Source organism: Streptomyces sp. SID4985, assembly GCF_009863025.1.
GTDB lineage: Bacteria > Actinomycetota > Actinomycetes > Streptomycetales > Streptomycetaceae > Streptomyces.
On sequence record NZ_WWIR01000191.1, the window covers coordinates 1 to 6,473 of the forward strand.

3 protein-coding genes, 1 tRNA gene and 2 rRNA genes are annotated in these 6,473 nt (G+C 69.3%); 5 read left to right on the forward strand and 1 reads right to left on the reverse strand.

Going from position 1 to position 6,473, the window contains the following annotated elements; genetic code table 11:
- The 4 genes from GTW40_RS07590 to GTW40_RS07605 form a co-directional block, all read left to right on the forward strand.
- A 23S ribosomal RNA gene (locus GTW40_RS07590) occupies positions 1–735 on the forward strand; the annotation flags it as partial.
- A gap of 86 nt (positions 736–821) precedes the next feature.
- Positions 822–938 (forward strand): 5S ribosomal RNA (gene rrf, locus GTW40_RS07595).
- A gap of 114 nt (positions 939–1,052) precedes the next feature.
- Positions 1,053–1,712 (forward strand): DegT/DnrJ/EryC1/StrS family aminotransferase, encoded by a 660-nt coding sequence (locus GTW40_RS07600; RefSeq protein ID WP_161179392.1) that lies wholly within the window; start codon positions 1,053–1,055, stop codon positions 1,710–1,712.
- 87 nt (positions 1,713–1,799) lie between these two features.
- A tRNA-Thr gene (locus GTW40_RS07605) sits at positions 1,800–1,872 on the forward strand.
- A 68-nt stretch (positions 1,873–1,940) separates the two neighbouring features.
- On the opposite strand, the gene GTW40_RS07610 is transcribed toward GTW40_RS07605, so the two are convergent.
- Complete coding sequence (locus GTW40_RS07610; RefSeq protein ID WP_161179390.1) at positions 1,941–4,691, reverse strand: SpoIIE family protein phosphatase; 2,751 nt, start codon at positions 4,689–4,691, stop codon at positions 1,941–1,943.
- Positions 4,692–5,132: 441 nt separating this feature from the next.
- Here GTW40_RS07610 and GTW40_RS07615 point away from each other — a divergent pair.
- Positions 5,133–6,473, forward strand: a 1,341-nt coding sequence (locus GTW40_RS07615; RefSeq protein WP_343245631.1) for a HAMP domain-containing protein, incomplete at its 3' end; no start/stop codon positions are given.

The window sequence follows — 6,473 nt, forward strand, 5'->3', positions numbered from 1 at the left end:
TTGAAATACCAGTCTGGTCGTGCTGGATGTCTAACCTCGGTCCGTGATCCGGATCAGGGACAGTGTCTGATGGGTAGTTTAACTGGGGCGGTTGCCTCCTAAAGAGTAACGGAGGCGCCCAAAGGTTCCCTCAGCCTGGTTGGCAATCAGGTGTTGAGTGTAAGTGCACAAGGGAGCTTGACTGTGAGACCGACGGGTCGAGCAGGGACGAAAGTCGGGACTAGTGATCCGGCGGTGGCTTGTGGAAGCGCCGTCGCTCAACGGATAAAAGGTACCCCGGGGATAACAGGCTGATCTTCCCCAAGAGTCCATATCGACGGGATGGTTTGGCACCTCGATGTCGGCTCGTCGCATCCTGGGGCTGGAGTCGGTCCCAAGGGTTGGGCTGTTCGCCCATTAAAGCGGTACGCGAGCTGGGTTTAGAACGTCGTGAGACAGTTCGGTCCCTATCCGCTGTGCGCGTAGGAATATTGAGAAGGGCTGTCCCTAGTACGAGAGGACCGGGACGGACGAACCTCTGGTGTGCCAGTTGTCCTGCCAAGGGCATGGCTGGTTGGCTACGTTCGGGAGGGATAACCGCTGAAAGCATCTAAGCGGGAAGCCTGCTTCGAGATGAGTATTCCCACCTCCTTGAGAGGGTAAGGCTCCCAGTAGACGACTGGGTTGATAGGCCAGATATGGAAGCCCGGTAACGGGTGGAGTTGACTGGTACTAATAGGCCGAGGGCTTGTCCTCAGTTGCTCGCGTCCACTGTGTTGGTTCTGAAACCACGAACACCGCCATGTGCCACACATGGTCTGGCTGAAACAGTTTCATAGTGTTTCGGTGGTCATAGCGTGAGGGAAACGCCCGGTTACATTCCGAACCCGGAAGCTAAGCCTCACAGCGCCGATGGTACTGCAGGGGGGACCCTGTGGGAGAGTAGGACGCCGCCGAACTCCTTTTGATAGGGCTGGCTCCTGAACTTCGGTTCAGGGGCCAGCCCTTTTTTGTTTTGCTTAACTTTACGTTCACATTGCCCGCGAAGCATGGGGCCCATGGCTACCGCTGAAATGCTCAGGGCCGCCGGCGTGGACGCCGGTCACGAGGTCGTCGTACCGGCCTTCGGGAACGCGGAGATCGCCGAGGCCGTGATCCGGGCGGGAGCGGTGCCGGCTTTCGCCGACATAGACCCCGTCACCTACTGTCTGGACGCCGCTGCCGTGGAGGCGGCGGTAACTCCGCGTACCGCGGCTCTCGTTGTCGTGCATCGCTTCGGACGGCAGGCGGACACGGGGACGTTGGGCGAGGTCGCTGCGCGGCACGGGCTGTTCGTGCTGGAGCACGGCGAGTCCGAGACGCCATACGACGAGCTGGCCTCCCGTCGGGAGCGGGCCGCGTATCTGGACGCGCGGCTCAAGGGGGTGCGCACTCCGGCCGGAGGTGACGGGCACACCTATCAGCAGTACGTGGTGCGGGTGCCGGGCAACGGGAGGCCGGACCGGGACGCGTTCGCGCGTGCCTTGCGGGCCAGGGGAGTTGACTGCCGGGTGCCCGTGCGGACGCCCGTCCACCGGTTGCCGGGATTCCGGCGCTGTGTGTCGCTGCCGGAGACCGAGCGGGCGGCCGACGAGACGCTGGCGCTGCCCGTGGAGGCCGCGCTGACGAAGCGGGACATGCACCGGATCGCCGCCGCCTGCAACGCACTTGGGGGACTTCTTCAGCCCGCTTGATGATCGGGCCCGAACGGATTTGGGAACCCGTGTGTGTTCGGGGTACGATCTTCTTGTTGCGGCGAGGGAAACCTCGAAAGCGACAAGGCCCCTATAGCTCAGTCGGCAGAGCGTCTCCATGGTAAGGAGAAGGTCAACGGTTCGATTCCGTTTGGGGGCTCAGCAGAAAAGACCCCGCCCATTCGGGCGGGGTCTTTTTCATGTCCGGGGGGCGGTCGGCCCCGGGCCTCAGTCCTGCTGAAGGCCCGGAACCCGCATGGCCAGGATCGCCATGTCGTCGGACGGGGCGTCGGAGGCGAAGCGTTCCACGGCGCGCAGGATGCGGGCGGCCACCGCGCCCGCGGTGAGGCCCGTGCACGTGGTGAGGACGTCGGCGAGGCCGTCGTCGCCCAACATGCGGGTGCCCTCGCGGCGTTCGGTGACGCCGTCCGTGACGCACAGGAGCACGTCGCCGGGGTCGAGGGTGACTGTCTCCTCGTACAGCTCGAGGTCCTCGATCACGCCGAGCAGGGGCTGGGGTTCGGCGGCGGTCTCGACCGTGCCGTCCTGGCGCAGGCGCAGTGGGAGCGGGTGGCCCGCGCAGACCACCTTCATCTCGGCGCCGCCGTTGGCCTGAGGGCGCAACTCGCCGTAGAGGAGGGTGAGGAAGCGGCTGCGGTCGCCCTCGTCGAGGATCGCGGAGTTCAGTCGTTGCAGGACTGCCGGACCGCTGAGGCCCTCGCGGGCCAGCAGGCGCAGGGCGTGGCGGGCGAGGCCGGTGACGGCGGCCGCGTTGGGGCCGGTGCCGCAGACGTCGCCGATGGCGAAGCCGTAGGCGCCGTCTCCGATCGGGAAGAGGTCGTAGAAGTCGCCGCCGACCTCGTTGCCCTCGCCGGCCGCGCGGTAGATGACGTCGACCTCGACGCCGTCGATGTGCGGCAGGCCCGGGGGGAGCAGGCTGCGCTGGAGGGACTGGCTGATGGCCGTGCGCTCCGAGTACAGGCGGGCGTTGTCCAGGGCGAGCGCGGCGCGGCGGGAGAGGTCCTCGGCCAGCTCCAGGATCTCCTGGCGGAAGTGTTCGTCCGTGGGCTTGCCGAGGGTCAGCATGCCGATGACGCGGTTGCGGGCGACCAGCGGGAGGACCACGGTCTCGCCGCCGACGGCGGAGGCCGTCGCCAGGGTGGGGCCGATGCTCGCCGTGAGTTGCTGGGCGGGACCGCCGGCCAGGCCGAGGCTGCGCATGGAGCTGCGCAGGGCCGCCTGGTGGGCGACCTCGCCGGGCTGCGGCCAGACCTGGGCGCCGGGCGTCAGGACCGGCTCGGGCGGGGGGATCTTCGAGAGCAGGGACTTGATGCCGTCGATGAGTTCCTCGTCCTCGTGGAGGACGTACGACAGATACGGGTCGGAGGCCGGGTCGGCGATCGTGTAGACCGCGCACCAGGTGGCCAGGGTGGGCACCGTCATCTGGGCCATGAGGGCCAGCGTCTGGTCGCGGTCAAGGGTGCCGGCCAGGAGGTCGGAGGCCTCGACCAGGAAGCTCAGTGAGCCTCTGCGCAGCCGTTCCAGTTCGCCGAGGCGGGCCGATTCGACGGCGAGGGCGATGCGGTCGGCGGCGAACTGCAGGCGCAGCGCCTCCTCGTTGGAGTAGCGGCCGGGGCCCTCGGCGGCGACGCCAAGGGAGCCGGTGAGGCGGCCCTCGACCTTGAGCGGCACGGTGACGACCGAGCGCATTCCGGTGCCCGCGAGGAGGGGAACCGCGCCGGGTACGGAGGTCAGGTCCTCGTGGACGGCGGGCATCCGTGCCGAGCCGTAGCGGCCGGGGCCCGCCTCGACAGGGACGCGGGCGAAGCGCTGGCGGGCGGAGGGCAGGCCGGTGGAGGCGCGGACCTCCAGCTCGGTCTCGTCGTCGGTGGCGAGCAGCAGGAAGGCGGAGTCGCCGTCGAGCATGTCGCGGGCGCGTTCGACCGTGCGCTGGAGGAGGCCGTCGAGGTCGTCCGGGGCGGGGGAGCCGATGAACACCTCGAAGGGGTCGGCGCTCGGGCCGTCGGCGCCGCCCTGGTCGCCCGCGGGCACGCGGGAGGGGGTCTGGAGGACGGCGCGCTCGTGGTCGCGGACCAGGAGGCAGACGGTGGAGGGCTCGCCGCCGGTGTCGCGGACTCTGAGGTGGGAGGCGTAGACGGGGGTGACGCGGCCGTCGGCGCGGCGGACGCCGTAGCTGCCCTCCCAGCGGGAGAGCTGGAGCGCCTCGGCGATGCCGGTGCCGGTGCCCGGGGTGTGCGGCCAGGCGGCGAGGTCGGTGAGGGGCTTGCCGACGACCTCGTCGGCGGCGTAGCCGAAGAGTTCCTCGGCGTCCTCGTTCCAGGCGCTGACCGAGCCCTTGCGGTCGATCTGGAGGACGGCGACGCGGACCCGGCCGTCGGCGGTCGGCAGCAGATCGGTGGGCAGGGCGGGACCGGCGGTGCGCGTGCCGAGCGCGCGTTCGGGCAGGTCGAGCTGGAACCAGACGTTCTTGTGGGTGGAGGTGTACTCCACGCCCCAGCGGGAGGCGAGGGCCGCGCAGAGCTGGAGGCCGCGGCCGCCCTCGCGGTCGGGGCTGCCCATGACCGCGTGCGCGTTCTGCAGCGGGACCTCGCGCTCGGGGTAGCGGTCGGAGACCTCGATGCGTACGCCGGGTTCGGTGCGCAGGCACAGGACCTCGGCCTCGGTGCCCGCGTGGACGACGGCGTTGGTCACCAGTTCGCTGGTGAGGACCACGGCGTCGTCGACGATGTCGGCGAAGCCCCAGCCCTGGAGGGTGTCGCGGACGAAGGACCGGGCGGTCGCGACCGAACGCCCCACGGGCTCGAAGCTGGCGGCCGCGCGCGCGGTGATCACAGAACTCCCTGACCTGTCGTCTACGTGCAAGGCGATGGGGCCGGCCGGCACGCGCCGCTGTCGCGGCATCGGCTCGCCCGTCGGCCGTTGCTCGGGGGGCTGTTCCCCCGGGATCGCTCCGGTCATGCTCCGCGGCCGCCCCTCCGATAACCGCTCTTCGTCGTCTCGGCGCTCGGGCCGGCCGGGCCGGTGCGGCTGGACAGCCCGGTGCAAGGTTACTTACCTTCGCCGTCCGAGCGGATGCCGGTCACCGGTGTTTACCCCCCAGGGTGTGCGGACGATGTGCGAAGCTGCCGAACTGTTATGGCCTGGTTCGGCCGGGGTGAAACACTGGGCAGGATTTTGATGAAGGTCCGGCCGGACCCCGCGTGTGTTCCCTGAGCGGTGGGCAGCAGCCCCTGGTGCGGCCGGAACTTCGCGGACAGCGGTATCGGCAGAAGTACCGGGCGGTCCTGCGGGCCGGGCGGTGACGAGTACGCGGAAGCAATCCGGTGCGCCGGCCGGCGGCGCACCGGGCCGGCGCCGCCGGGCACGGCAGTGACGGTCTACCCCTCCGGGAGGGACACAGTGGAGTCTGGCGCAGCGACGCGGGGCACGAAGACGCGCGCGAAGGGCGGACCGTCCGCGCGGAGGGGCGGGGGCACCACCGTCGTGGACACGGCTGCCCTGAACCGGTTGCTGTCGGCTCTGGAGGCCATGCGGGACGGCAACTTCCGCAAGCGGCTCACGGTGTCCGGCGACGGGGTGATGTCGGAGATCGCGGCGGTCTTCAACGAGGTCGCCGACCGCAATCTGCATCTGACCGGTGAGCTGTCCCGGGTACGGCGCATGGTGGGCCGTGAGGGCAAGCTGACGGAGCGGCTGGAGACGGGCGCCTGTGAAGGTTCCTGGGCGGCCGCCGTGGAGAACTCCAACGCGCTGGTCGACGAGTTGGTGTGGCCGGTCTCGGAGGTCAGCCGGGTCCTGACGGCGGTCGCGGAGGGCGATCTGTCGCCGCGCATGGATCTGCGCACCGAGGCGCCGGACGGGACCGGGCATCCGCTGCGGGGCGAGTTCCTCAAGGTGGGCCGGACCGTCAACAACCTGGTGGACCAGCTCTCCACGTTCACCGACGAGGTGACGCGGGTCGCCATCGAGGTCGGCACCGAGGGCAAGCTCGGCGGTCAGGCCAAGGTGCGGGGCATGTCGGGTTCCTGGAAGGACCTGACGGAGTCCGTCAACACCATGGCGAACCGGCTGACCGCCCAGGTGCGCGACATCGCCCTGGTGACGACGGCGGTCGCGAGCGGTGATCTCTCGCGCAAGGTCACCGTGCAGGTGGCCGGCGAGATGCTGGAGCTGAAGAACACCGTCAACACGATGGTGGAGCAGTTGTCGTCCTTCTCCTCCGAGGTGACGCGTGTCGCCCGTGAGGTGGGCACCGAGGGCATCCTGGGCGGTCAGGCGCAGGTGCCCGGGGTGGCCGGGGTGTGGAAGGAGCTGACCGACTCCGTCAACACGATGGCCGGGAACCTCACCGCCCAGGTGCGCGGGATCTCCCAGGTGACGACGGCGGTCGCGAACGGTGATCTGTCGCAGAAGGTGACGGTGCCCGCGCGCGGTGAGGTCGCGCAGCTCGCCGAGACGATCAACCAGATGACCGAGACGCTGCGGATCTTCGCGGACGAGGTCACGCGTGTGGCCAACGAGGTCGGTGCCGAGGGACGGCTCGGCGGCCAGGCCAACGTGCCGGGTGCGGCGGGTACCTGGAAGGACCTGACGGACTCGGTCAACACGGTCTTCCGGAACCTGACCACGCAGGTGCGGGACATCGCGGCCGTGACGACCGCCGTGGCGAACGGTGATCTGTCGCAGAAGGTCACGGTGGACGTGGCCGGCGAGATGCTGGAGCTGAAGAACACCGTCAAC